The sequence below is a fragment of the Nonomuraea harbinensis genome (genome assembly GCF_019396385.1).
Lineage (GTDB): Bacteria > Actinomycetota > Actinomycetes > Streptosporangiales > Streptosporangiaceae > Nonomuraea > Nonomuraea ferruginea.
On sequence record NZ_JAHKRN010000017.1, the window covers coordinates 22,085 to 47,127 of the forward strand.

Sequence of the window (25,043 nt, forward strand, 5' to 3'; positions counted from 1 at the left end):
ATGGCCTGATTTTAGACCAGTCGGACTGATCTCGCGTTCTAGCGGCAGCGGTCTCCGTTCACGTGGAACACCTCGGGTGACGGGTTCGGGCCGGCGGGGGCGGTGCCGGCGAAGCCGAAGGCGGCCGTGGCGCCGGGCCGCAGCTTGCCGCGGCCCTTCGCGGTCACGACCGGCCCGTCCTGGGAGACGGCCGCGCCCCAGGAGCCCCGGACGCGCTGGGCGCCGGGGAACGACCAGCGCAGCTTCCAGCCGTCGAGCGACTTGCCGCCGGTGTTGCGCACGGTGACGTGCGCGACGAAGTTCCGGCTGCCCTGCGCCGTGTAGCGGACGTCGCAGCCGGCGTGACCGGACCGGTCGGCCAGGAACGCGGAGATCCAGGCCAGCGGGGCGTTCCAGTTGATGGTCAGCTCGTTCGTGGCCCACGACTCGATGTGGTCGACGTAGCAGAACTGCGGCTCACAGCCCTGGAGCAGCCGCTGGGCGACCGGGTCCTGGATGGCCGAGTTCGGCCCGCCGGAGAGCGTGCCGCGTGGCGGGTTGGGCAGCGACGCGTCGAGCTGGCGGGCGTACCAGCGGCTGTGCTGGTTCTGGGACGACACCTCGCCGTAGCCGGTCACGTACGACTGGTTGAGCGCGTTGCGGCCGAGGATGTAGTCCATGCCCTCGCGCACACCGGCGCGGTACTTCTCCTTGCCCGTCAGGTCGTAGGCGACGGCCATCACCACCATGTTGTTGAGCACCAGGTTGTTGGAGCCCCAGTCGTAGTCCGGCGGCCCGTACGGCTGCCCGTAAGCCTGGTCGCGCTGCACGGCGAGATACTTCTCCGCGCCCTCCAGCACCGAGCGGCGCACCCGCTCGCGGTCCCGGATCGCGTTCGGCACCGTCGCCAGCTCCAGGCGGCCGAGCTGGGCGGTGTTGCCCCAGTCGAAGCCGCGCTCACGCCAGATGTCGCCGGTGTGGTGCGGCGAGGCCAGCACGAACTGGGCGAACTCCTTCTCGCCCGTGGTGATGAACAGCTCGGCGGCCGCCCAGTAGAACTCGTCGCTCACGTCGGTGTCGGAGTAGGCGCCGCCGCCCACGCCGTCGTTCGGGTCGGCGAGCAGGTCCGGGTTCGCCACGGCCGCGGCCCACGCCCGGCGGGCCGCCGCCAGGTTGCGCGCGGCGAACGCGGCGTCGTACGGGGCGAACACGCGGGCGGCCTGGGCGGCGGTAGCGGCCAGGTTGAGCGTGGCGGCGGTGGACGGCGGGTGCAGCTCACGCGGCTGCGGGTCCAGGTGCGGCATCAGCGGCAGCCCGGTCCACTGCGCGTCGTGGATCTTGTGGTGCGCCATGCCGGCCAGCCGCTCGCCCTGCGGGACCTGCATGCTCAGCAGGAACTCCTGCTCCCAGCGGGCCTCGTCCAGCACGTCGGGGACGCCGTTGCCGCTCTCCGGGATGCGCAGCTGACGGTCCGCGAAGGCGGCCTTGTCGCGCTCGTACAGGCTCATGAGCTGGTGGACCGAGATGCCGCCGTTGACCACGTACTTGCCGTGGTCTCCGGCGTCGTACCAGCCGCCGCTGACGTCGAGCGAGTAGTCGCAGACGCCCGGCTGGCAGGGGACGGAGGTGTCGCCCCGGTTGGGCGCCGTGCCGACGTGGCCGGCCGGACGGCCGTAGCCGGGCCGCAGGTCGTCGCGGATCTCGATCCCGCTGCGCTGGGTGTAGTAGAACTTCAGCGCGTCCACCCGCATCTCGTCGTACAGGTTCTCGGCGATGTCGAACGGGCGGCTGGTCTCGCCGTCGGCGGTGAGCGTGTAGCCGGCGCCCGGCTTGCGGTGGCCGCTGAAGTCGATGCTCTGCACGTTCTGTCCCGAACTCGCGTCGACGCCGCGCGGGTCGCTCTTGCCGCGTGCGACGGTACGGCCCGACGCGTCCTTCAGCTCCCACTTGAGCGGCTCGGTCGCCTCGGTGACCACGGTCGCGTTCTTGGGGCCGGACGGCAGGTAGCCGACCATGTTGACGCGCACGCGGGGGCCGGTGTCCGGCTCGTACTCCTCGGGCTCCGCGCCGCCCCGCAGCGACACGTCGTCCATGCAGAACCTCCAGGGCTCGGCGCTGCCGCCCATCTGGAAGGCGACCTGGGCGTTCGGCAGCGAGACGGGGGCGGTGAAGGTGTAGCGGTAGACGTTGCCCGACACGCTCATCTCCGGCGCGGCCGACAGGTACTGCGTCCACGGGTCGACCGGGAGCTGCACCAGCGCCCTGCCGACCTTGGCCGGCGTCGCCGAGGCGTAGAACGAGAACGCGTACGTCTCGCCCTCGACCAGCGGCAGGTTGTCCTGGCCGATGATGACGTCCCACGGGTTGGCGGTGCCGCCGGGGACGTCCACGCACATCCGGCCGTCGTCGACGCCGAGCGTGAGGTTGCCGGTGCCCCACCAGGGGCCGGTGCCTTCGTCGAAGGTGCCGTTGACGATCTGTTCCGGGCCCTCGTCGGCGGCGTGCGCGGGAGTGGCCAGGGCGAACGCGGTGAGTAAGGCCAGTGCGGCGGCCAGGCGTCGAATCATGGGGATCCTCGGGTTTTGGGAGCGCTCCCAGGATCTTCTGGTGTCAGTGCCGCCCCGTCAACGGACCGTCACATCCGCCCTGGTCGGCGGTGAAACTTTCACACCCTGGTTAGTTCGGCCTCGATGAGGTCGGCGGCCCGGATCGTGCCGCCCTCGGCACGGGACTCCTCGCGCAGCCGATCGAGCCGCCCGGCCACCTCCGGGTCGGCGGTCAGCTCGGCCAGGGCGCTCCTGAGCGCGCCGGCCGTCGCGTCGGCCGTGTCGATCCGGCGGGCCACGCCCAGCTCCACCAGCCGGTCGGCGTTCATGAACTGGTCGACCGCCTGCGGCACCGCGATCATCGGCACCCCGGCCAGCAGGCCCTCGCCGCACCCGCCCATGCCCGCGTGCGTGACGAACGCGTCCGCCCGCTCCAGGATCGCCTGCTGCGGCACCCAGGAGTGGACCTCCACGTTGCCCGGGATCGGACCCAGCTCGGCCGGGTCGGTGTGCTTGCCGATCTGCAGCACGACGTGCCAGCCGGGCAGGTCGCCGAACGCGGCCAGGCACTGCCGGTAGAACTCCGGCTGCCGGGTGTAGGCCGTGCCCAGCGAGATCAGCAGCACGTTCGCCGCCCCCGCCGGGCGCTCCCAGGCGCCGGTGGGCTTCTTGCACGGGCCGACGAACGTCACCCCGGCGTGCACCCGGTCGGCGTGCGGCTGCATCGCCCGGGGGATCAGCGCCAGGCAGCGGGCCGGGCGGCCGGAGAAGGCGTCGGCGTCGGTCGTGGTCGCGCCGTTGCCCGCCAGCCACTCGGCGAACCGCGCCCGGTAGGCGTCCGCGCCGGGCAACTGCCACAGGTGCGCCGCTACCTCCTCGTCGTAGCCGTCCCAGCCGACCATGGAGGGGGAGAGCTGCACGAGCGGCCGTCCCTGCCGTTCGGCCAGCGCCCGCGCCGCGTACCCGCCGATGTCGTACAGGTAGAGGTCCGCAGGGTCTTTGTCGTACGCGGCCTCCAGCTGCGGCAGCAACTGGATGTTGTCCTCCAGGAAGATCCGCATGGCCGCGATCGGGTCGTCCGGCCAGTCGTGGTCGGCGACGGGCAGCGTGGAGGTGCAGGGCACCAGCTCGGCGCCCGCGCCGGTGACCATTTCGGCCACGACCGGGTCGTTGGCGTAGGTGACGCGGTGCCCACGGGCCACCAGCTCCCCGATCACCTCGATGCTCGGCAGGACGTGACTGATGGCGGGGATGCCGACCATCGCGATGTGGGCGCTGCTCATACGGTGATCCTATTGAGCGTGCTTCCGGGTCAACGTCCACGTCAGCACGGCCACCGTCGCGGCCGCCGTCAGGACGGCGAGCGCGACGGGGAACACGGGCTCCGAGGGCTGCGTCGCCCGCGGAGCGGCGCCCGCCGCCATGGCCGTCGGCCCCTCACCCGGCGCCAGCACCTCGTTGCCCGAGCAGAGCGACGTGGTCAGCCCTTCGTCCCCCTCGCGGGCGAACACCAGATAACGGGTCCCCTCGGTGAACGCGTAGCCGCAGGCGGGCCCCTGCGCCCTGGTCACCACCTCGAACTCGTCCCGCTCCTGGCCCTTGTACACGCGGTCGGCCCGCAGCGTCGCCGTCACCCGCCCGCCGTTCAGCATCGGCTCGTCCACCCGTACGGCCGTGGCCGTCGCGGTGAGGACGACGTCGGCGTCACGCATCCGCTCGGCCGGCTCGCGCGACGCGCACGAGCAGGCGTGCGCCGTGCCCCCGCCCGCCACGAGGAACCCCGCCACCAGCGTCAGCACGGCCAGAAATCGGATCATCATGCCTACCGGAACGTGCCGCGGGCGGGATCGGTTCAGCGGACGAAGTTGACCCGCTCCAGGTGGGGTTCGTACTCGGCGGGCCCGGCGACGAGCTTCTCCCTGATGAGGTCCAGGGTGGCTCCGCTGGACAGGGAGACGCGCTGGAAGATCTGCGTCCTGCCGCGCACCCGCATCACGATGACATGCTTCTCGTCGTACCAGCCGGCGAAGGACTCGGCGTGTCCGCCGACGCGGTGCACGACCCTCCCCGTCGCGGCGTCGACGACGCCGATCCGGCGGCCCTTGTCGTTCTCGCCGAGGACGGTGGCGAACAGGCGGCCCGAGGGAGAGGCGACCGTCACCGCCGCCCATTCGTCGAACGCGCCCACGCCCTTGTAGAAGCGTTGCCGCCGGCCGTCCATGTCGTAGACGGCGACCCCGCCCTTGTGGTCGTGCCGGGCCATCACCCGTCCGGGGCCGGCGAAGAAGAAGCGGAAGCCGCGGCCGATGTCCCAGTCCGCCACCCGACGCTGAGGGCCGGTCCTGACGAGGCGGGGGACGCGGTCGCGCGCGTCCAGCGTGACGAAGCCGATGACGGTGAGAGCGCCGTCGCGGTGCTTCCGGTACGCGGTGAGCAGCAGGGTGCCGCCGTCCGCCGACCACTCGGGCGAGGTCACCGGAGCGGGCATCCTGACGGCGTGCGTGCGGCCGGTACCGCGGTCGATCAGGTCGATCTTCCCGGTGGCCCGCCACAGCCGTCGGTCGGGTACGCCCGCCACCCACCGGCCACCGGGCGCGACCAGCGCCTCCCGGTACCGGGTCTTGACGAACGTCCTCCCCTCGCGCAGGTAGCCGTGGAAGGCCTGGCCGGCGTCCCAGATCAGCGAGTACGAGGCCAGCCGCACCGGTAGCCCGTCGTTGACCGTGCCGACCGTCCCAGCGAGCCTCACCCACGGCTTCTCCCCGGCGGCGGCCGACGGCGCCCCCGCCACCCCGACCACCAGCGCCATGAGCACGGCGGCCACGGATCTCTTCAGCATGTCGCCCCCTCTTCGATCACCTGCTTAGACCCGTGATCAAGAGGGGTGGTTCGGGGGGTGCCCGATCCGTCGGGAACATGATCGAATCACCGCTAGGGTTGGGCGCTCCTGTCGGGAGATGCGAGGAAGTGACCGATGCGCCGCTACAGGTTCGGCTGGGTCGCCGCCGTGGTAGCCGGGGGATTCGTCGTCGCGGTCGTCGTGTCGGGGGCCGTCGCCGCGGTGACCGATGACGGCGGCCATCTCTGGCTCCTCACCGGCGTCCTAGGCCAGGGTCCTGGCGGGTGGGCGACGGTGCTGCCGATGGTGGCACTGGGGGTGTTGCAGGGCTGGGGGTTGTGGCAGATCCTGCGCGGGCGGTCCATGACGGGGAAGGCCGAGCCGGCCGGGGACGCTCGTCTCCTGCGGGCCGTCCTGTACGCGTCGCTGCTCTTCGCGTTCGTCCCCTCGCCGTGGTGGGTCGGCATCCTGGAGGACGCCCTGCGGGTGGCTCTGGTGGTGCTGCTCTACCGGGTGCTCAACCGCGCCTCCACAGTGGTGCGAACGGTCGCGCTGGTGGCGGGGGTGTACGGTCCGGTGGCCGGGCTGGCGCACATGGCGCTCGACGTCGGCCTACTCCGGCTGTTCGGGTTGCCGTCGCTCGTCTGGATCGTGCTGACGCTGGTCGCCCAGGGGAGGGACGGCCGGTGGAGCCGGGCCACGGTGTGGTCCGGAGCGGTGCCGGCAGCGGACTTCTTCTGGCCGGTGGCTGTTTCCACCCTCGTCCCGGACGACCCTGCCACCTTCTACTGGGGCTCGATCGGTAGCCGGGCGTTCGAGGTGTTCGGGTTGGTGTGGCTGGCCCGTACCGCGCACGAGCTCGGGAGCCGGCCGGAGGAGCCAGGACGCGGGCACGATCCTCGCGGACCGTGGAGGACAGCGCTCGCCGGTACCGTCGCGATCGCCGTGCTCGTCCTCGTCCCGGTGTCAGACCACGTGCCCGGACCTGTCACCACGGCAAGAGCCTGCGAGCGGGCGGAAGAGGACCGGCGGTGGGACGCCTCGGCTCCGCCGATCACCGGTGAGCGGGCGTTCGTGTGCGAGGTACGCACATCAGGCAAGCCGTCGTTCGCGCAGGACATGCCGGACGGCAGGCTGATCGTCTACGGGCACCGTCTGTGCGGCGCCTACACCCGCGCCGACCCGCGCGGGCTGGCAGGGCTGCGCGAGAGCGACGGTCTCGACCCGGTGGACCTGGCGACCCTCCTGGCGGGCATCTGTCCTCGCGCCGCCGCCACGCTGAAAGCGGCGGCCGAGGCCGAGCAGCGGGAACTGCTGGCTTGGGAGGCGGCGGAGCAGCGCGAATGCGCCAAGGTGCCCCGCCACCGCCCTTTGATCAAGCCCGTGAAGGCGACGGTGGTGAAGAGTCCCATCTGGCCGGAACTGCCCCTCCAGGCGTACGAGGAGGGAGCCGGGACCGACCCCTTCGAGGACGACCTGATGGACCGCGCGCAGGAGAACGACCTGGTCGCCTCGGCCCCCGGCCACCTCATCGTCTTCGCCGGCACCTCAGTCCGCTCCTGCGTCACCGTCGAAACGTACGCCCGCCGCCCGCCGATGGAGACCAAGGGCTGGGCACACGTCGTCGAGGTCGGCTACCACAGCCCGGAAGGCAGCATCGTCCTGCACGACGGGCTGGCCGGCGCCTTGCTCCCCGACCTCGCCGCCCACGGCAAGGGCCACTACCGGATCCGCGTCCATGCGAGCCTGGAAGAGCGTGTCAGAGTCGTGTGCGTTGATTGAGCATGAAAGCGCAAAGGCCGGACGCCCGATTCCATCGGGAGGCCCGGCCTCACTTCCGTCACCCACCGGGGGTGCGGCGTTTTCCAGTATGCCTTACCGAGAGTGACCGGACAACCCCGTTCCCGGTCCATGGCCTCAGCAGGTTCCCATGACAATCCGGGTGACGGCCGCCGCCCGGTGGCAGGTGGGGCGGCGGCCGTCGGTTCAGAGGGGCAGATCACCCGTGGCCGAGGTGGTGGAGCCGGTGGCCTGGTAGGCGGCGATGGTGCGTTCGGCGATGCGCATCTGGTGGATCTCGTCGGCGCCGTCGGCGAAGCGGGCCCAGCGGGCGTGCTGGAACATGTGGGCCAGCGGCGTGTCGGTGGAGTAGCCGAGCGCGCCGTGGACCTGGATCGCCCGGTCGATGATGCGGTTGAGGCTGTTGGCCACGAAATGCTTGGCCATGGACACCTCGGTGCGGAAGTCCTCACCGCGGTCGATCTTGTAGGCGGCGTGCAGCACCATGAGCTTGCACTGGTAGAGCTCCATCGCGGAGTCGGCGATGAGCCACTGGACGCCCTGCTTCTCGGCCAGCAGGGAGCCGTGGCTGTGCCGGTTGAGCGCCCGGTCGACCATCATGTCCAGGGCCGTCTCCGCCTGGGAGATCCAGCGCATGCAGTGGGCGAGCCGGGCCGGGCCGAGGCGATACTGGCCGAGGCGGTGGCCGTTGCCGCGTCCGCCGAGTATCTGGCTGTCGGCCACCCGCAGGTCCTCGATGACGATCTCGCTGTGGCCGGTCGAGCCGTGCATGGTCTCGACCTCGCGGACGTCGTTCCAGCCTTCCTGCGGGAGGTCGATGAGGAAGGCGGTGTTGGCGCCGCGGTGGCCTTCGGGGACGTCGTCCTCGGTCCTGGCGATGAGGATGGCGAAGCTCGCCCGGCGGGCGTTGGAGATGAACCACTTGTGCCCGTTGATCACCCATTCGTCGCCGTCCTTGACGGCGCGGGTCTGGATCAGGGTGGGGTCGGAGCCGGCCACTTCGGGCTCGGTCATGGCGAAGCAGGACATCTGCTGGCCTTCGAGGAGCGGCCGGAGATACTTCTCCTTCTGCGAGTCGTCCGCCCAGTGCAGCAGCGTGTGCATGTTGCCCTCGTCGGGGGCCTGGCAGTTGAGCACCCACGGGCCGAGCCGGGTCTTGGCCGCCTCCGACTGCACCATGGCCAGCTCGACGTGGCCCAGCCCCATGCCGCCCCACTCCTTCGGCATGTGCGGCAGCCACAGGCCCTCCGCCTTGGCCTTCTCGCGCAGCGCGAAGATGCCGCGCAGGTAGGCGTCCCGGTCGCGCTCGCTCAGCTCGTCGCTCGCGGGGATCACGACCTCCTGGATGAAGGCGCGTACCCGCTTGCGGATCTCCTCGTGCTCCGGGGCGAGGGTGAAATCGATGGCCATGGCATTCTCCTAGAGGTCGGGGAAATGGCAGGCGACGTAGTGGTCGCCGCCGTTCACCGGGCGGATCTCGGGCTCCTCGCGCGCGCACCTCTCGGCGGCGCGCGGGCAGCGGGTACGGAAGCGGCAGCCGGACGGCGGGTCGACCGGCGACGGCGGCTCGCCGCTGATGAGCCGGTCCGCCGGCGGCAGGTCGAGCCCGCTACCGGGGATGGCGGCGAGCAGGGCCTTGGTATACGGATGGGCGGGCCGGGCGATGAGGTCCTCGCTGGGCGCGAGCTCGCACGTCTTGCCGAGATACATCACCAGGATCCGGTCGCTGACGTTCTTCACCACGGCCAGGTCGTGCGCGATGAACACCAGCGTCAGCCGGTAGCGCTCCTTCAGGTCCTCCAGCAGGGCGAGGATCTGCGCCTGCACCGACACGTCGAGCGCCGACACCGGCTCGTCGCAGATCACCACCTCCGGCTCCAGCACCAGCGCCCGCGCGATCGAGACGCGCTGGCACTGCCCGCCGGAGAACTCGTGCGGCCGCCGCACCGCCGCCGTCGCCGGGTCCAGGCCGACGGCCTCCAGGACCTCGTCGACGTCGAGGGCGCCGCGCCCCCACACCTTCGGCCCCTCCTCGACGATCTCGCGGACGCGGCGGCGCGGGTTCAGCGACGAGATCGGGTCCTGGAAGATCATCTGCAGCCGCCGCCTGACCCGGCGCAGCGCCTCGCCGCGCAGCGAGGTCAGGTCGAGCCCGTCCAGCCGCACCGAGCCGGCCCGCGGGCGCGGGAGCTGGATGAGCGCCCGCGCGGTGCTCGACTTGCCGCAGCCGGACTCGCCGACGATGCCCAGCGTCTCGCCCTTGGCCAGGTCGAAGCTCACGCCGGAGACCGCCCTGACCGTGCGGCCGCGCCCGGCGGGGAACTCCACGTACAGATTCTCGACCTGGAGCAGCACTTCGTCACGCGGGCGCAGGTGCGCCGTCCCGCTACCGGCCATGGCTCTCGGCTCCTTCCGGCGCGCCGGCGACCGCGGATCCGGTCGGGTGCCAGCAGGCGTAGAGATGGTCGTGGTCGCCGGTCAGCGGCGGGGCCTCCGCGCCGCACCGGTCCTGGGCGTACGCGCAGCGCGGCCGGAACGGGCAGCCCGGCGGGACGTCGGCCAGGTCGGGCGGGCGGCCGGGGATGACCCGCAGCCGGTGGTGCGACGGGTCGGTGAGCCGAGGCGCCGCCTGCAGCAGCGCCTCGGTGTACGGCATCCGGGGCCGGGCGAAGACCTGCTCGGCGGGGCCGTGCTCGACGACCTTGCCCGCGTACATGACGATCACCTCGTCGGCCCACTGCCGCACCACCGACAGGTCGTGGCTGACCAGCACCACGGCCATGTCGCGCTCCTCCCGCAGCCGGTGGATGAGGCGCAGCACCTGGTCCTGGATGGTGACGTCGAGCGCGGTCGTCGGCTCGTCGGCGAAGAGCACGTCGGGGCCGCAGGACAGCGCCATGGCGATGGTGACCCGCTGGCGCATCCCGCCGGAGAGCTGGTGCGGGTAGCGGCCCAGCGTGCGGGCCGGGTCGGGGATGCCGACGGAGGCGAGCAGCCGCGCCGCCTCCTCGCGGGCCCGCTTGCGGCTCATGCCCAGGTGCACCCGGAGCGGCTCGGTCACCTGGGTGCCGATGGTGCGGACCGGGTTGAGCGCGGTCATCGGGTCCTGGAAGACGGTGCCGAGCCGGCGGCCGAGCACCTGGCGCATCTCCTCGGGCGTGAACCTCGTCAGGTCGTCGCCCTCCAGGCGGACGTGCCCGCCCCTGGACACGTCGGCGGCGGGCAGCAGGCCGAGGATGGTACGGATCAGCATCGACTTGCCGGAACCCGACTCGCCCACGATGGCGAGGGTCCTGCCGCGCTCCAGCGTGAAGGACACCCCGTCGACGGCCTTGACCGTGCCGCGCGGCGTGTGGATGTGCGTGCGCAGGTCGTCGACCTGCAGCAGGGCGCCGGTGACGGGCTCCGCCCCGGGGCCCGCGGGCAGCGGCGCGGACTGCCGGGCGGGCTCCAGCCCGCTCTGCCGCACGTCGGTCAGCGCCCGCAGCCGGTCGCCGACCAGGTTGAACGACAGCACGGTCAGGAACATGACGATCGAGGGCGCCAGCACCACGTGCGGGGCGGTCTCCATCAGCGTGCGGCCCTCGTTGATGAGCCCGCCCCAGGTCGGGGTGGGAGCCTGCACCGAAAGCCCGAGGAAGGCCAGGCTGCCTTCGGCCACGATGACCACGGCCATGCCGATGAAGGCGTAGGAGGCGGCCGGCACCGCGACGTTCGGCATGATGTCGCGCCACAGGATGCGGCGGTCCCGTACGCCGAGGACGCGGGCGGCGAGCACGAACTCCCGCTCGGCGAACGACAGCGTGGCGCCCCGGATCAGCCGGACCCAGGCGGGGATGCCCAGCACGCCGAGCACGATGAGCACGTTGCGCAGGCTGGCCCCGGCGAAGGCCACCACGGCCAGCGCGAACACCAGCGAGGGGAAGGCCAGCGCGATGTCGTTGACCGCCATGATCACCGCGTCGGCGAAGCCCTTGCGGTATCCGGCCAGGACGCCGAGCGGGGCGCCGAGCCCCAGGCCGAGCACCACCGCGCCGATGCCGACGCCGAGTGAGACGCGGGCGCCGTGCACGACGCGGCTGAACACGTCGCGGCCGAGGCCGTCGGTGCCGAAGGGGTGCTCCGCGCTCGGGCCGGACCGGGGCGGGCCGACCAGCGTCTCGTCGTAGCCCGGGATGGGCAGCAGGTCGGCCAGCGCGGCCGCGGCCACGACCAGCGAGATCCACGCGGTCGCGATCCAGAATCCGGCTCCGAAGCGCCTACGCACGACGGATCCTCGGGTCGACGGCCGCGTACACGACGTCCACCAGGAAGTTGACCAGCACGTAACCGACCGAGATCAGCACGACGCCTCCCTGCACGGTCAGATAGTCGCGGGAGAAGATGGAGTCGACGATGAGCCGCCCGATGCCGGGCAGCCCGAAGAGCGTCTCGATGATCACCGTGCCGCCGATGAGCGCGCCGAGGTTGAGCCCCACGGCGGTGATCAGCGAGATCGCCGAGGGCCGCAGCGCGTGCCGCCACAGGATGCGGCGCGGCGACAGGCCGCGGGCCCTGGCGAGGGTGATGTAGTCCTCCTGCAGGGTCGCGATCAGGTCGGCGCGCAGCAGCCGCGCGTAGACGGCGAGCTGCCCGCAGCCGAGCGTGATCGCGGGCAGCAGCACCGAGGTCAGGTTCCAGCCCAGGTCCACCGAGATGGGCGTCCACCCGGTGGCGGGCACGACCTGCCAGGTCACCGCGAAGATCAGGATGAGCAGCACGCCGAGCACGAACACCGGCGTGGACAGCAGCGCGAAGCTCATCGCGGTGAGCGCCTGGTCGAGCGCGCCCCCGGCCCGGCGGGCCGCGGCCACGCCCACCGGGATCGCCAGGCCGAGCGCCACGAGCTGCGCGGCGACGAGCAGCTCCAGCGTGACCGGCAGCCGCTCGGCCAGCTCGTCGGCGACCGGCACCCGGGAGATGTAGGAGGTGCCCCAGTCGCCGGAGAGCAGGCCGCTCAGCCAGTCGGCGTAGCGGACCATCAGCGGCTGGTCGAGCCCCATGTCCGCGCGGAGCTGCGCGCGGGCCTCCTCGGTGGCCGAGATGCCGAGGATCTGCGTGACGGGGTCGCCCGGCAGGAGGTTGAGCAGCCCGTAGGACAGGAACGTCACCACGAGCAGCACCACCACGAGCCGGACGAGCCGGTGGACGACGAGGATCACTGTGTGCTGATCCAGACCCCGGAGAACGGGTGGTAGGGGATCGGCGCGCCGGTCAGCGGGAGGCGCTTCTCCCCGTCGGGCAGCATCTGCTCGTCGATGCCGCGGACCTTGGTCTTCGCGATGATCGCCCCCGTGGTGAGGTGGTCGAGGAAGACGTACGGCACCTGCTCGCGCAGCCGCTCCTGGACCGTGGCGTACGCCTGCTTGCGGGCGGCCTCGTCAGGGGAGACCCGGCCGATGTCGAGCGCCTTGCTGAGCTGCTCGTCCTTGAGCCGGGTGAAGTTGAGCGAGACCTTGCCGACGGGCTGCGCGTAGGCCTGGTGCAGCCAGATGTACTCGCCGTCGGGGTCGGAGGAGGAGAACGCGGTCCACACGGTGGCGTGGTAGTTGCCGATGACGGCGCGGTTGATCAGGTCCGGCTGGTCGGCCTGCTTGATCGTCACGTCGATGCCGGCCTTGCGCCACATGTCCTGGACCAGTTCGACGCCCTGCATGGTGTTGGGGTCGGGCGTGGAGATCACCTCGAACTCGACCGGGCCCTTCTCCGCCTCCACCTCCTTCACCAGGGCGGTGGCCTTGGCCAGGTCGAAGGCGGGGTAGGCGCCCTGGTCGGAGTACCACTTGGAGTCCTTGGTCCAGGGACCGTCGGCCGGTTCCGTCAGCCCGCCGCGCAGGGTCGAGACGACGGCGTCGCGGTCGGTCGCGTGCGCGAGAGCCCGGCGCACCCTGACGTCGTCGAGCGGCGGGACGGCGGTGTTGAGCATGAACGTGTACTCGGGCGCCGGCATGCCCTGCGTCCGGTACACCGCGTAGGCGTCCTTCTGCTCGCCGTACTTGACGATGTCCTCGTCGCGGGTGGTGCCCATGGCGTCGACGCCGCCGGCCTCCAGCGTCTGGGCGCGGGTCTGGCTGTCGGGCAGGATGCGGAACTCGATCTCGTCCAGGTACGGGAGACCGCTGCGCCAGTAGCGGGGGTTCTTGGTGACGACCATCCGGCTGTCCGGCACGTACTCCTTGAACACGAACGGCCCGGTGCCGACCGGCTTGAGGCTGGCGGCCTGGGGGTCGGCCAGCGACGCGGGCGGCACGATCATGCCGACCTGCGCGGCCAGGTAGTAGGGGAAGGCCACCCAGGGCTGCTTGAGCTTGACCGTGACCGTCATCGGGTCGGTCAGCTCGATGGAGTCGAGCGGCTGGAAGACGGCCGTGTTGAGCGGGGACGCCTTCTGCGCCTCCAGGTTGGCCTTGACGATGTCGCCGGTCAGCGAGATGCCGTCATGGAAGGAGATGCCGTCCCTGATCTTGATCGCCCATTCGTCGTACGTGTCGTTGGGGGTGAGCGACTCCGCCAGGTACGGCTTCCAGGCGCCTTCGGCGTCCATGCTCACCAGCGGTTCGATGATCGTGGTGACCATGCTGTAGCTCTGCGCCGCGAACTGGTCGGTCACCGGGTTGAGCCCGTTGGCGTCGGCGCTCAGCGCGTACACGAGCTTGCCGCCCGCCTTCGGCCCCGACGAGTCCGACGGCGACTCGCCCGCCGGCGCCGCGCCGGGCCGCTGCCCGCTGCACGCCACCAAGGTCACAGCCGCCAGCACGAGGGCCAACGGCCTGGTCCAGCGTTTCATCCACGCCTCCTCCCGGTCATCCCCCGAGAGCAATTTCACCGATAGTACTATCGGTGAAACTTCGCACAAGCGCCAGAGGGCGGATCGTTACCGGGGATCGGTCCAACTACAGTTATCGGTGGACGAGAGAAGGTAACCCGTGACCAACACACCGCTCACCAGGAGCGAGGCCAAGGACCTGACCAGGCGGAGGCTGATCAGGGCCGCCCTGGAGATCCTCGACAAGGAGGGTGAGGCGGGCCTGACGACGGTCAAGGTCGCCAAGGCCGCGGGCATCGCCCAGTCCAGCTTCTACGTGCACTTCAAGGACAAGCAGGATCTCCTGCGCGCCCTCGGCGACGAGGGCGGCGAGCGCCTGCGCCGCGCCATGCGCGAGGCCCGCCGCCAGGCCCGCGAGGCGCCCACCGAGCTGGAGAGCCACCGCGACACCTTCCGCATCCCGCTCGACGCCATCTCCCGGCATCCGGAGCTGCTGCGCATCCAGCTGCGCGCCCGCCACGACCCGTCCTCGCCGCTGCGCGAGTTCGCCACGGAGACCGCCAAGGCCTACCGCGACCACCACGCGGCCGACCTGGCCGCGCTCGGCTACACCGCCGACAACGAGCGCGACCGCCGCCGCCTGGAGATGATCGCCGAAGGCATCAACGCGGCCACCAACGCCCTGGCGATCGGCCACATCGAGGGCCGCTACCCGGAGATCGAGGAGGCCGTCGACGTGCTGGTCGCGCTGTCGAGAGGCGCGCTGCGGTGGCTGCGCGCCACCCAGACGGGCTCCTGATCAGATCATGTACGGGGCCACCAGCCCGAGCCTGCGCAGCCCGGCCGCGACCAGGTCGGCGAAGAGCGTCGCACCGTGCTCGGAGGTGTGGGTGTCGTCGCCCTTCTCCCGCGTGAGGTAGAGGCGCTCGGACCCCTCGGGGCCGAGCCCTTCGACCAGCGCGCGGCTCTCGGCGGTGAGGTCGATCAGCGCCACCCCCTGGGCCGCGGCCACCGCGCGCACCTCGGCCGGCAGGTCGACGCCGAGCCCGTTGACGATCAGCCCTTCCTGGTCGAGGCATCCGCCCCGGAACCGGCGCCGCACCACGGGCGTGACCAGCACCGGCGCGGCGCCCCTCGCCTCGATGCCGTGCACCAGGCGGGTGAGGTTGGCGCGGAACTCCACCGCGCTGGTGTGCTTGTCGTTGTGGCCGAACTGGACCAGGGCCACGTCGCCGGGGCCGAGCTGGTCGCGCATCGCCGCCCACATGGCCGGCTTGGCCAGGAACGACGCCGACGACTCGCCCGAGCCCGAGTGGTTGACCACCGACAGCCCGCGCCGGAAGTGACGCGGCAGCCGCTGCCCCCAGCCGGTGTAGGGGGCCGTCGCCTGGTCGGTGACGGTCGAGTCGCCCGCCAGGAACAGGCTCCGCCCCCTGGCCGGGCTCAGGTGCACCGAGCTCACCTCGGGATCCGGGCCGGTGAACGTGAGGGTGAGACCGGGGCTGCCGTCGCCGTCGAAGCCGTTCTGCTGGCTCTCCGGGGTGCGGACGTTGACCGTGAAGTCGCGGCGCGCGGGCCGGTCGCCGGGCGACGCCCACACCATCAGCCGCCTGGCCTCCGCCAGCACCTGGGTCGTGGCGCCGCCGATGACCACGCTGACGTCGTAGTGGCCTGGCTCCACGTCGAAGATGTGGGTGATCGGCTTCACACGGGCCCTCCTGCGCGGTCAGCCGCGAGCTGCACGCCCGCTGGCACGGGCCGGCGGGGGGAGCGTGCTGAGCGGCAGCGCGATCGCACGCTTGAGGATCTTACCGGTCGGGCTCACCGGAAGTTCGTCGAAGACCGAGATGTGGCGGGGATACTTGTACGGCGCGACCCGTTCCTTGACGAAGGCGCGTAGTTCGTCCGGATCCACGGGCTCCCGCAGCGCCACCACGGCGGCGATCTCCTCGCCGAGCTCCGGATGCGGCACCCCGATGACCGCGGCCTGCCGCACCGCCGGGTGCTCGTACAGCACCTCCTCCACCTCGCGCGGGTAGACCGTGTAGCCGCCGCGCAGGATCACGTCGCGGCGCCGGTCGACCAGGAAGAAGAACCCGTTCTCGTCCACCCGGCCCAGGTCGCCGGTGTGGAACCAGCCGTCGCGGATGGCCTCGGCGGTGGCGGCCGGATTGTTCCAGTAGCCCTTCATCACGTTCGGGCCGCGCACCACGATCTCGCCGATGTCGCCGCACGGCACCTGGCGCCCGTCCTCGCCGACCACCCGCATCTCGATGCCGCGCACCGGCCAGCCGATCGAGCCGGGCCGCCGGCCGTCGCCGCCCCTGTTGGTGGCGGCCACCGCGGAGGTCTCGCTGAGCCCGTACCCCTCGACGATCGCGCAGCCGAAGCGCTCCTCGAAGGCGCGCAGCACGTCGAGCGGCAGCGGGGCGCCGCCGGAGACGCAGATGCGCAGCAGCGACAGGTCGGCGGCGCCCGGGTGGTCGAGCAGCGCGATGTACATGGTCGGCACGCCCTGGAAGACCGTCACCCCGTCGCGGCGCATCATCTCCAGCGCCCGGCCCGCCTCGAAGCGGCTCATCAGCGTCAGCCGCGCCCCGGCGTGCACGGTCGCGTTGAGCGAGCACGTCTGGCCGAAGGAGTGGTAGAGCGGCAGCGCGCCCAGCACCACGTCGTCCACGCCGAGCGCGTGCATGCGGGCGATGGTCGCGGCGGTGCCGCCCAGGTTGCCGTGGGTCAGCTCGATGCCCTTGGCCCGGCCCGTGGTGCCGGCCGTGTAGTGGATGACGGCGGTGTCGCCGTCGTCGCGCGCGGCCACCCCGGGGTCGGCGGCCAGGCCGCGCAGCAGCCGGCGGAACTCGTCGGGCACCACGAAGAAGCAGTCGGTGCCGGTGGCGGCGGCGCCGGCCTCGGCGGTCTCGGCGAAGGCGTGCCAGGCGATCAGCAGGCGCGGCCCGCAGTCGCTCACGTACGCGGCGATCTCGCGCTTGCGCAGCAGCGGGTCGAGCGGCACCACGACGGCGCCCATGCGCAGCACCCCGTAGTAGACCGCGGCGAACTCCGGCACGTTGGGCAGCATGATCGCCACCCGGTCCCCGGTCCCGATGCCGCGGCCGCGCAGCAGCGTCGCCACCCGCGCGGACATCGCGTCCAGCGCCCGGTAGCTGAGCACCGCGTCGTCCAGCGTGATGACCGCTCTCTCACCGAGTCGCTCGGCGGAGGTGTGGAGCCGGTCGGCGAGGTTCATGGGAACGACCGTACGTCCGAGGTCCCCCGGTCCTCATTGGTCGCGGTGGCCAGTCTTTTCCGCTCGGGATTGGTGGGAGGCAGGGAGTCCTGCAGCGCGATCGCGACCAGCAGCTCGACGAGGTCGTTGATGTGGCGCAGGCTCCGGCCGGTGCGCTCCTGGATGCGGCGCAGCCGGTACTGAGCGGTGTTGGGGTGGATCTGCAGCCGCTCGGCGGCGGTGCGCAGGTTGAGGTCGGCGGCGGCGAACGCGCGGATGGTGGCGGTGAGCACGCCGCCCCTGGCCCGGTCCTCGTCCAGCAGCGAGGTGATGCGCGGGTCGACGAGGTTGCGTGCGGTGTCGTCGGCGCCCAGGGCGAGGTACTGGAAGGGGGTGATGCGCGGCAGCGCGGCCACCCCGCCGTCCTCGGGCAGGAAGTCGATCACCGCCCGAGCCTCCTGGTAGGCCTGCGGGATCCGGGCGATGCCCCCGCCGGCCGTGCTGATGCCCATCGCCAGCACGATACCTTCGGCCAGCAGCGACTCGCGGAGCGCCTGCAGCCGGTCGCACAGCTCCTCCGGGTCGCCGTTCTGGCCGAGCACCGGGACGGCCACGATCTCCGACTGGCGCACCACCGACAGGGTCCGCCCGCCGGTCCCGGTGTTCAGCCTCGCGAGCGCCGCGCACGCGGCGTGCCGGGCGTCGGCGCCCCGGTCCGGCCCGCGCGGCACCGCGGTGCGCGGGCCGAGCACCACCGCGACCACCACGAGCAGCGGCGTGCGGGTGTCCTCGCACAGCCCGTGCGCCTGCGCGGCGGCGAGCTGCGGCCCGCGCGTCGGCACCGCGCCGGCCAGCAGCGTCTCCAGCAGGTCCCGGGTCTCGCGGACGGCCTCCGCGGCCGCGTACTGCTGGAACTCCATGTACGCGTGGGCGGCGTGCGTGCTGGCGAAGTCGCAGTACCGCATGAGCGGGGCCGCCAGCGACAGCGCGGCCTCGCGCCCGGCGGCGGTGTGACCCGCCCTGGCCAGCACCGACTCCCAGAACACCTGCTGGCCGACCCTGAAGGCGTTGATGTAGTCGGCCAGCGCGATCCCGGCCCTGGCCCGGCGCATCGCGGCCTGGCGGACGTAGGCGATGTCGTCCGGCTTCACCGTCCTGTCCTCGAACAGCACGGCGAGCTTGCCCCGGTAATGGCGCACCACCTGGTCGCGCACGTCGGCCAGGAACTCCTCGCTCTGGGCCGCGTAGGCCGGGATCTCGGCGCGCATCGTGACCACGGCCGCCCCGGCGAGCTTTTCGACGTCGGAGAGTAGTTCGGAGAGGATCCGCGCGCGCTGCGCCCGGACCGGCTCCGCACCAGTGAACGTTTCCATACCGGAACCACTGGACATGTCCGGGATGATCCCCGGTGGTTGCGGGGAGGTCAACGGCTCGTAACCGCTCCGAGACAGTCGCTGTGTCCTGTGGACAACCTTCGGTGCACATGTTGGGTCGCCGTGCCCAATGCGGCCGGAGACGGGCCGAACCTACGCTGACCCCAACTTCAGAACATTCTTCCGCTCGCTGTGCCCCAGGAGGCCGGATGCTGGAAGTACACGATCTTACCGTCCGGTTCGGCGGCATCACGGCGCTCGACGGCGTCGGGTTCTCCGTGGGGAACGGCGAGATGGTGGGCCTGATCGGACCCAACGGCGCCGGCAAGACCACCCTGTTCAACTGCCTGACCCGGCGCTACCAGGCCGACGCGGGGCAGGTGCGCTACGAGGGCGAGGACCTGCTCGCGGTGCCGCCGCACGCCATCGCGGCGCTCGGCATCGCCCGCACCTTCCAGAACCTCGGCCTGTTCCCGCGCATCTCCGTACGGGACAACGTGCTGGTCGGCGCGCACCACCGGGGCAGGGCCGGGTTCCTCACCGCGGCGCTGCGGCTGCCGGGCGTGCGCGGCGAGGAGCGGCGGCTGCGGGCCCAGGCCGACGCCGTGCTGGAACGGCTGGGCCTGTCGGCCGTCGCCGACCACCCGGCCGCCGGGCTGCCCTTCGGCACGCTCAAACGGGTGGAGCTGGCCAGGGCGCTGGCCGCGGAGCCGCGGCTGCTGCTGCTGGACGAGCCGGTCAACGGGCTCAGCTCGGCCGAGGTCGAGGAGTTCGCCGGCACCCTGCGCGCCATCCGCGACGACCTGGACCTGACCGTGGTGGTGGTCGAGCACCACATGGGCTTCGTCATGAGCACCTGCGACCGGATCGTCTGCCTGGACTTCGGCAAGAAGATCGCCGAAGGCCCCCCGGCCGAGGTCCAGCGCGACCCCGGCGTCATCGAGGCCTACCTGGGGACGGCGGTATGAGCGAGCTGGTGGTCTCCGGGCTGAACGCCGGATACGGCGGCGCCCAGGTGCTGCACGACGTCAGCCTCACCGTGGGGGAGGGCGAGATCTGCGCGATACTCGGCCCCAACGGGGCGGGCAAGACGACCCTGCTCCGGGCGCTGTCCGGCATGGTCAAGGGGCGCGGCGGCGTCCGGCTCGGCGACGCCGAGCTGCTCGGCCGCTCGCCCGACGCGCTGGCCAGAATGGGCGTCGCGCACGTGCCGGAGGGCCGGGGCACGTTCATGCCGCTCACCGTCGAGGAGAACCTGCGCCTGGGCGCCTACACCCGGCGCGACCGCCTGGAAGAGGACCTCGACCGCATCTACGGCTACTTCCCCGCGCTGAAGCCCCGGCTCAAGCAGGCGGCGGGCAGCCTGAGCGGCGGCGAGCAGCAGATGCTCGCCCTCGGCCGGGCGCTCATGCTGCGCCCCCGGCTGCTCCTGCTGGACGAGCCGTCGCTCGGCCTCGCCCCGCTGATCACCCGGGAGCTGTTCCGCATCGTGCGGACCATCAACGAACAGGAGCGCACCACCGTGGTCGTCGTCGAGCAGAACGCCCATCTCGCCCTGGGCATCGCCCAGCAGGCGCACGTCCTGGAAACCGGGCGGATCGTGCTCTCGGGCACGGCGGCGCAGATCCAGGAGGACGAGCAGGTCGCCCAGTCCTACCTCGGCTACCGGGTCTGACCATGACCGGATTCCTGCAACAGGTCATCCAAGGGCTGAGCACCGGCGCCATCTACGCCAGCCTGGCCCTCGCGCTCGTGCTGATCTACCAGTTCACCGGGATCGTCAACTTCGCCCAGGGCGAGCTGGCCATGTTCTCCACCTACATCGCCTGGCAGTTCACCGCGGCGGGCATGCCGTTCTGGCTGGCGCTGGTGCTCACGCTGGTCGTGTCGTTCGCCGGCGGCATGCTCATCGAACGGGTGATCATCCGGCCGGTCGAGGGGGCGCCGGAACTGACCCTGGTGATCGTCACCGTCGGGCTGTTCATCTTCGTCAACGCCGCCGCCGGATGGATCTGGTCGTTCCTCATCAAGGACTTCCCGAACCCGTTCCCCGGCGGCGCCTTCGAGGTGGGCGGGCTGACCGTCGGCTTCCAGACGCTGGGCGTCTTCGCGGTCGTCGGGATCGTCATGGGCCTGCTCTACCTGCTGTTCCAGCACACCAAGATCGGGCTCGGGATGCGCGCGGTGGCGACCAACCCGGTCTCCGCCCGGCTGGTCGGCATCCGCGTCGGCGTGACGCTGGCGCTCGGCTGGGGGCTGGCCGCCACCGTCGGCGCGGTGTCCGGCGTGCTCGTCGCGCCGCTGCTGTTCCTGGAGCCGAACATGATGGGCGGCGTCCTGATCTACGCCTTCGCCGCCGCCACGCTCGGCGGCTTCGACAGCCCGGCGGGGGCGGTCGCCGGCGGGCTGATCGTCGGCGTGGCCGAGACCCTGGCCGGCGCCTACGTCGGGGCCATCGGGCCCGACCTCAAGGTCGGCGTGCCGCTGGTCATCATCCTGGGCGTGCTGCTGCTGCGGCCCCAGGGCCTGTTCGGGCGAGCGGTGGTGGAGCGGGCATGAGCGAGTCGACACAGGTCACCAGCAGGGCCGGCGCGCCTCCACGGGGGCAGGCGCAGGCGCCGGGCCGAAGGGTCCGCCGGCAGTGGATCGTGGCCGGCGTGCTGCTGGCCGCCGCGATCTACGCGCCGTTCCAGCTCGTGCCGTTCCACGTCTTCCAGCTCACCATGGTGCTGGTCTACGCGGTGGCGCTGCTCGGGCTGAACGTCCTGGTCGGGCACGCCGGGCAGATCTCGCTCGGGCACGGCGCGTTCTTCGCAGCCGGGGCGTACGCGGCAGCGATCATGATGTTCCACTGGGAGCTGCCGTACCTGGCGACGCTGCCCGTGGCCGCCGCCGTGGCGTTCCTGCTGGGGCTGGTGCTGGGCGTGCCCGCGATGCGGCTGCGCGGCCTCTACCTGGCGCTCGTCACACTGGCCATCGCGATCTTCCTGGTGCCGCTGCTCAAGCGGTTCGAGGAGGTCACCGGCGGGTCCATGGGGCTGTCGCTGGCCAAGCCGGCGCCGCCCGCGTGGAGCGGCCTGGCCGAGGACCAGTGGCTGTACTTCCTCGCCCTGGCCGTCGCCGTGGCGGCGTTCCTGCTGGCCGCCGGGCTGCTCCGGTCTCGGGTGGGGCGGGCGCTGCACGCCGTGCGCGACAACGAGATCGCGGCCGAGGTCATGGGGGTGCGGCTCTCGTACTACAAGACGCTCGCCTTCGCCTGGAGCGCGATGTTCGCCGGGGTGGCGGGCTGCGTCTACACGTGGGTGATCGGGTTCGTCTCGCCGGACTCGTTCCCCGTCACGCTGTCGATCACGCTGCTGGCGGGCATCGTCGTCGGCGGTCTCGGGTCGCTGTCGGGCCCGGTGCTCGGCGCGCTGTTCGTGATGTTCGTGCCCAGCCTCTCGCAGGACATCAACGAGGCCGCGCCCGGCGTGATCTTCGGCCTGCTGATCATCGCGGTGATGTACGTGGCCCCGACCGGCCTGGCCGGCCTGGCGGGGCGCGCGGCCAACTCTCTCAAGAAGACCCTCCGGAAGGGGTAACACGACATGCGTTTTACTGCGATCGGCCGTACGGCGGTGACGGCCACCCTGGTGATCGCCGCGGCGGCCTGCGGGGGTCGAGGGGAGACCGGAGAAGGGCAGGCGACGACCAGCGCCGCCCAGGGACAGTGCCAGGGGCAGCAGACCACCGGCATCACGGACACCACGCTCAAGCTCGGCGGCATCTACCCGCTGTCGGGGCCGGCGTCCGCCTACGGTGACATCCCCAAGGGCATCAAGGCGTACTTCGACTACGTGAACGCGGAGAAGGGCGGCATCGACGGGCGCAAGGTCGAGCTGGTCGTCCGCGACGACGGCTACCAGCCGCCGAAGGCCGTCGAGGAGGCGCGCAGGCTGGTCGAGCAGGAGCAGGTGTTCGCCCTCTTCCAGACGCTGGGCACCCCCTCCACGACCGCCACCTGGGACTACACCAACCAGCGCAAGGTGCCGCAGGTCTTCGTCGCCACCGGCGCCTCCCAGTGGGGCACCGACACCGAGCACCCGTGGACCATCGGCTGGCAGCCGAACTACGTCTCCGAGGCCCGGGTCTACGCCCAGTACCTCAAGACCGAGAAGCCCGGCGCCAAGGTCGCCGTCCTCTACCAGAACGACGACTTCGGCGAGGACCTGTTCGGCGGCTTCAAGCGGGCCATCGAGGGCACGGACGTCACCGTCGTGGCGGAGCAGAGCTACGAGGTCACCGACCCCAGCATCGAGCCGCAGATGCGCAACCTGGCCGAGTCGGGCGCCGACGTGTTCCTGAACGTCACCACCCCGAAGTTCGGCTCGCAGGCGCTGGCCGCCGACGCCAAGAACACCAAGTGGAACCCGCTGCACATCGTCAACAACGTCGCCGCCTCCGTCACGGTGCTCAAGCCGGTCGGCTTCGAGAACGTGCAGGGCGTCGTGTCGTCCTCGTACTACAAGGACCCGAACGACCCGCAGTGGGCGGACGACGCGGAGATGAAGCTCTACAAGGAGAAGATGGCGCAGTACGCGCCCGGCGCCGACCCCAACATCCCGTACCACACCTTCGGCTGGGCCGTCGCGAGCAGCTTCCACAAGGCGTTGGAGGCCGCGCCCTGCAAGACCCGCGAGGGCCTGATGGAGTCGGTGCGCAACCTGAACAACGTCCAGGTCGACATGCTGCTGCCCGGCGTGACCATGCAGACCTCGGCCGACGACGCCTTCCCGATCGAGTCGATGCAGCTCATGGAGTTCAAGGGTGAGCGCTGGGAGGTGTTCGGCGAGGTGATCGACACCCGTAAGGAGTTCGGTCCGCTCAGCAACTGACGCCGGTCAGGGGCCGTCCGCCTTCGGAGGCGGACGGCCCTTCGGCGTCCGGCGGTCAGAGGCGAGGCGTCACGGGCGCGCCTTCTCCGGCAGCGGCCGCCCGTCCTCGCCGAGGTAGTCGCGCCAGGAGCGCGACGGCCGCCAGCCGAGCAGGCGGACGGCCTTCTCGCAGGAGATGCCGGACGCGTCGGGCCTCGACAGCGGCCTGATCGGGATCGCCTCGCCGTAGACCCTGGTGATCAGGTCGGCAAGCCCCCGGTTGGCCGCGTTGTCGGGCGAGGCGATGCAGAACACCTCGTGACCGGGCAGCCCGGACTCGACGGCCAGCACGATCGCGTCGGCCAGGTCGTACACGTCGATGTAGCTCCACAGCCCCGCGCTCGGCTGGTAGGGGTCGCGGAGCTGCGGCCCCAGGTTGCGGGCGTAGTTGCCCTCGTGCTGCACCCAGCTCGGCCGCAGCGACACGCACGGGATGCCGGTGCGGCGCACCGCGGCGTCCATGAGCTGCTCGCCGAAGTGTTTCGAGAGCGCGTACGGATCCTGCGGCGCGACCGGGTGGTCCTCGTCGATCGGCGCGTACGACGGCAGGAACGGCCGGTCGGCGAAGAAGAAGCCCGGCACGGTCTCGCTGGAGATGTTGACGAACCGCGTCACGCCGAGCGCCACCGCGGCCTCGATCATGTTGAACGTGGCCATCAGGTTGTTCTGGAACACCACGTGCGGCGGGTTGTGGGTGGGGTCGGGGATCGCGGCGGCGTGCACCACCGCCTCCGCCCCGCGCACCACCGCGAACGCCTGGCCGGCGTCGGTCAGGTCGGCCTGCCGGTAGCCGGGCTCGGCCGGGTCGGGCCGCTCCCAGACCGGGCGGGTGACGTCGACCGCCGTCACCTCGTGGCCCGCGCCCATCAGCGCCCGCACGGCCGCGCGGCCGACCTTGCCGTGCGCTCCCGTCACGACGACCCGCATCGCACCCTCTTCCCGTGATGGCTCACCCGCCGGACTCCGGATAGGCGAAGAAGCGGGTCTGGACGCGCCGCGCCCCGGGGCCCGCCTCCTCGGCCGTCTTGTCGTACTTGCCGAGGAGCGCGATGTATTCCTCGAAGAACTCCGCCAGCTCCTCCAGCGTCACCCGGATCGTGCCCCGCGAGTAGGGGAAGGCGTCGCCCCAGCCGCCGGGATCGACCGCCGCCTGCGCGCGGCGGAACGCCTGCATGTCGTCGGTGATCGCGCGGGCGTTCATCTCGTCGATGATCGCCCTGGTCTCCTCGTCCTGCTCGCTGCGGAGCGGGAAGCGCAGGTCGGCGGGGACGAAGCGCCACCAGCGCTCGCGGCCGTGCGCCTTCTCCGGCAGCTCCTCGACGAAGCCGTGCTTGGCCAGCTCGCGCAGGTGGTAGCTGGTGGCGCCGGTGTTGAGGTCGAGCTCGCGGGCCAGCTCGGCGGAGGTGGCGGGGCCGTGGGCGCTGAGGTGGTTGAGGATGCGCTGGCGGCGGGGGTGGGCGAGCGCGCGCAGCGCCTCAAGGTCGTCGAGCTTGCGCGTGCCGTGCTCAGCCATGGCGTCAACCTAACTGTCGCGTGAGTTCTGTGCAACTTTGCCCGCTGCT

The 25,043-nt window shown here is 71.6% G+C and carries 21 protein-coding genes; 7 read left to right on the top strand and 14 right to left on the bottom strand.

The annotated features are described in order from the left end of the window. Positions 1-38 precede the first annotated feature (38 nt). The 4 genes from KME79_RS19130 to KME79_RS19145 form a co-directional block, all read right to left on the bottom strand. A complete protein-coding gene (locus KME79_RS19130) occupies positions 39-2,546 on the bottom strand; it encodes a glycoside hydrolase family 9 protein (protein WP_219545595.1) in 2,508 nt (835 codons plus the stop codon). 98 nt (positions 2,547-2,644) lie between these two features. After that, a complete protein-coding gene (locus KME79_RS19135; RefSeq protein WP_246640088.1) occupies positions 2,645-3,808 on the bottom strand; it encodes a macrolide family glycosyltransferase in 1,164 nt (387 codons plus the stop codon). A 9-nt stretch (positions 3,809-3,817) separates the two neighbouring features. Further along, complete coding sequence (locus tag KME79_RS19140; RefSeq protein ID WP_219545596.1) at positions 3,818-4,345, bottom strand: hypothetical protein; 528 nt, start codon at positions 4,343-4,345, stop codon at positions 3,818-3,820. A gap of 32 nt (positions 4,346-4,377) precedes the next feature. Beyond that, positions 4,378-5,364 carry a hypothetical protein gene (locus tag KME79_RS19145; protein ID WP_219545597.1) on the bottom strand — a complete coding sequence of 329 codons (987 nt, stop codon included), beginning with the start codon at positions 5,362-5,364 and terminating at the stop codon, positions 4,378-4,380. Between the two features lie 135 nt (positions 5,365-5,499). Between KME79_RS19145 and KME79_RS19150 the strand changes: the two genes are divergently transcribed. Next, a complete protein-coding gene (locus KME79_RS19150) occupies positions 5,500-7,146 on the top strand; it encodes a hypothetical protein (RefSeq protein WP_219545598.1) in 1,647 nt (548 codons plus the stop codon). Positions 7,147-7,350: 204 nt separating this feature from the next. Here KME79_RS19150 and KME79_RS19155 read toward each other — a convergent pair whose 3' ends face one another. The 5 genes from KME79_RS19155 to KME79_RS19175 are packed head-to-tail and all read right to left on the bottom strand — an operon-like array spanning position 7,351 to position 13,990. Further along, a complete protein-coding gene (locus tag KME79_RS19155) occupies positions 7,351-8,574 on the bottom strand; it encodes an acyl-CoA dehydrogenase family protein (RefSeq protein ID WP_219545599.1) in 1,224 nt (407 codons plus the stop codon). 9 nt (positions 8,575-8,583) lie between these two features. Beyond that, a complete protein-coding gene (locus KME79_RS19160; protein WP_219545600.1) occupies positions 8,584-9,561 on the bottom strand; it encodes an ABC transporter ATP-binding protein in 978 nt (325 codons plus the stop codon). After that, a complete protein-coding gene (locus KME79_RS19165; protein ID WP_308248975.1) occupies positions 9,551-11,431 on the bottom strand; it encodes a dipeptide/oligopeptide/nickel ABC transporter permease/ATP-binding protein in 1,881 nt (626 codons plus the stop codon). Before KME79_RS19165 ends, KME79_RS19160 begins: the two co-directional genes overlap by 11 nt. Continuing rightward, the gene (locus KME79_RS19170; RefSeq protein WP_308248976.1) at positions 11,424-12,365 is read right to left on the bottom strand and encodes an ABC transporter permease; all 942 of its coding nucleotides are present in this window, start codon (positions 12,363-12,365) and stop codon (positions 11,424-11,426) included. Before KME79_RS19170 ends, KME79_RS19165 begins: the two co-directional genes overlap by 8 nt. After that, positions 12,362-13,990, bottom strand: coding sequence for an ABC transporter substrate-binding protein (locus tag KME79_RS19175; protein WP_219545601.1), 1,629 nt, complete (start codon positions 13,988-13,990; stop codon positions 12,362-12,364). The genes KME79_RS19170 and KME79_RS19175 overlap by 4 nt, the downstream gene beginning before the upstream one ends. A gap of 139 nt (positions 13,991-14,129) precedes the next feature. Between KME79_RS19175 and KME79_RS19180 the strand changes: the two genes are divergently transcribed. Continuing rightward, a complete protein-coding gene (locus KME79_RS19180; protein ID WP_148034025.1) occupies positions 14,130-14,768 on the top strand; it encodes a TetR family transcriptional regulator in 639 nt (212 codons plus the stop codon). On the opposite strand, the gene KME79_RS19185 is transcribed toward KME79_RS19180, so the two are convergent. The 3 genes from KME79_RS19185 to KME79_RS19195 are packed head-to-tail and all read right to left on the bottom strand — an operon-like array spanning position 14,769 to position 18,568. Beyond that, on the bottom strand, positions 14,769-15,677 hold the full coding sequence (locus tag KME79_RS19185; protein ID WP_219545602.1) for a rhamnogalacturonan acetylesterase: 909 nt from the start codon (positions 15,675-15,677) through the stop codon (positions 14,769-14,771). Between the two features lie 18 nt (positions 15,678-15,695). Continuing rightward, positions 15,696-17,216 carry a long-chain-fatty-acid--CoA ligase gene (locus tag KME79_RS19190; RefSeq protein WP_219545603.1) on the bottom strand — a complete coding sequence of 507 codons (1,521 nt, stop codon included), beginning with the start codon at positions 17,214-17,216 and terminating at the stop codon, positions 15,696-15,698. Then, positions 17,213-18,568, bottom strand: coding sequence for a PucR family transcriptional regulator (locus KME79_RS19195; protein WP_219545604.1), 1,356 nt, complete (start codon positions 18,566-18,568; stop codon positions 17,213-17,215). The genes KME79_RS19190 and KME79_RS19195 overlap by 4 nt, the downstream gene beginning before the upstream one ends. Positions 18,569-18,777: 209 nt before the next feature. Here KME79_RS19195 and KME79_RS19200 point away from each other — a divergent pair, with 209 nt between their 5' ends. From KME79_RS19200 to KME79_RS19220, 5 genes are read left to right on the top strand one after another with little or no spacing between them, the layout of a single operon-like run. Continuing rightward, positions 18,778-19,536 carry an ABC transporter ATP-binding protein gene (locus KME79_RS19200; RefSeq protein ID WP_148034021.1) on the top strand — a complete coding sequence of 253 codons (759 nt, stop codon included), beginning with the start codon at positions 18,778-18,780 and terminating at the stop codon, positions 19,534-19,536. Further along, on the top strand, positions 19,533-20,243 hold the full coding sequence (locus KME79_RS19205; protein ID WP_219545605.1) for an ABC transporter ATP-binding protein: 711 nt from the start codon (positions 19,533-19,535) through the stop codon (positions 20,241-20,243). The genes KME79_RS19200 and KME79_RS19205 overlap by 4 nt, the downstream gene beginning before the upstream one ends. Before the next feature lie 2 nt (positions 20,244-20,245). Continuing rightward, complete coding sequence (locus KME79_RS19210) at positions 20,246-21,127, top strand: branched-chain amino acid ABC transporter permease (RefSeq protein WP_219545606.1); 882 nt, start codon at positions 20,246-20,248, stop codon at positions 21,125-21,127. Then, positions 21,124-22,149, top strand: a complete 1,026-nt coding sequence (locus KME79_RS19215; protein ID WP_219545607.1) for a branched-chain amino acid ABC transporter permease — start codon at positions 21,124-21,126, stop codon at positions 22,147-22,149. Before KME79_RS19210 ends, KME79_RS19215 begins: the two co-directional genes overlap by 4 nt. 6 nt (positions 22,150-22,155) lie before the next feature. Continuing rightward, positions 22,156-23,442 carry an ABC transporter substrate-binding protein gene (locus KME79_RS19220; protein ID WP_219545608.1) on the top strand — a complete coding sequence of 429 codons (1,287 nt, stop codon included), beginning with the start codon at positions 22,156-22,158 and terminating at the stop codon, positions 23,440-23,442. 69 nt (positions 23,443-23,511) lie between these two features. Here the strand turns inward: KME79_RS19220 and KME79_RS19225 are convergent, their stop codons facing one another. Both KME79_RS19225 and KME79_RS19230 read right to left on the bottom strand, forming a co-directional pair. Beyond that, positions 23,512-24,408 carry an NAD-dependent epimerase/dehydratase family protein gene (locus tag KME79_RS19225; RefSeq protein WP_219545609.1) on the bottom strand — a complete coding sequence of 299 codons (897 nt, stop codon included), beginning with the start codon at positions 24,406-24,408 and terminating at the stop codon, positions 23,512-23,514. A gap of 22 nt (positions 24,409-24,430) precedes the next feature. Further along, a complete protein-coding gene (locus KME79_RS19230; RefSeq protein WP_219545610.1) occupies positions 24,431-24,994 on the bottom strand; it encodes an ArsR/SmtB family transcription factor in 564 nt (187 codons plus the stop codon). Between the last annotated feature and the right edge of the window lie 49 nt (positions 24,995-25,043).